This window comes from uncultured Campylobacter sp., from assembly GCF_938018035.1.
Lineage (GTDB): Bacteria > Campylobacterota > Campylobacteria > Campylobacterales > Campylobacteraceae > Campylobacter_B.
Map to the genome: position 1 here is coordinate 1 of NZ_CALIJF010000324.1, position 1060 is coordinate 1060.

Genomic DNA, 1060 nt, shown 5'->3' on the forward strand with positions numbered 1-1060 from the left:
TACAACCGCCGCAACAAACGCAAACTAATCGAAACGATCGCGGGAAACAACGAGTGAGAATTACTAGGTAAAATTCTGCGGTGCCGCGCGGAATTAATGGGTGTTAAGTTCTAAAGTGCAAGCGACCATTGTGCCTCTTTATATACGATTTTAAAACAGCAGCGAATTCCTGCGGTCTTTCTTTTGCGGGCCAGTGTTTACAGCCTTGCATTATATAAATTTCGCAATTAGGTATTATTTTGCTCGCCTGGACGGCTCCTTCTAGCGGGATTAATTTATCCAAAGATCCGTGGACCAATAATACTGGGATTTTAATCTCATTAAGTCGAGAGAACAGATCGGTTGCAACTCCTTCCTTTTTTATCTCGCTTCGCTGAAACGAAATAAAAGCTCTGTCGGCGTCCGGTTTTTTCATCGCTTCGATTATTTCGCAAACCAATTCATTGCTAATCTTGGACTTATCACCGAAAAGATTATATCTAAGCGAGAATTTGATTATAGATGGAAATTTACAAACCAAAGCGTTTAAATTATCATTTAGCCTTGAATGCACGAACCAGTACAAAAGCCTATGACGTGGTAGCTTTTTAAATAATCCCCATGCATCGAGCGGCACTAGAATTTTTATTAACTCAGGATAGTTCAAGCTCAAATTTATACTAATACCGCCGCCTAGCGAAATACCAACCAAAACTATAGGTCCATCGCTTAATTTCTCAATAAAGGCTTTTAAGATTTCCGTATAAAATTTTAAAGAATACTCGCCCTTTATCTTATCACTATCGCCGTATCCCGGTAAATCGGGCACTATGACGCGATATTCGTTGCTAAGTAGTGGTATGATCTCTTTCCACGAAAGCATTGCAGAATCAACCCCGCCTCCGTGTAGCAAGAAAATGCTCTCGCTCGCATTGCCCGCACTATAATAGACTATATTTATGCCATTTATATCAACGTTATTCTTCTGCATCGCGGCGCGCCTCCTTCGATTTAAGATAAAATTTTACGCCAGTTCAGTATATATGGAATTTATCATATTAAATTTAATTCCATTTGAAAC

The 1060-nt window shown here is 39.5% G+C and carries 1 protein-coding gene; it reads right to left on the minus strand.

The window, feature by feature from the left end; translation table 11 throughout:
* Positions 1 to 103: 103 nt before the first annotated feature.
* Positions 104 to 970 carry an alpha/beta hydrolase gene (locus Q0257_RS09680; RefSeq protein ID WP_298024437.1) on the minus strand — a complete coding sequence of 289 codons (867 nt, stop codon included), beginning with the start codon at positions 968 to 970 and terminating at the stop codon, positions 104 to 106.
* Positions 971 to 1060 lie beyond the last annotated feature (90 nt).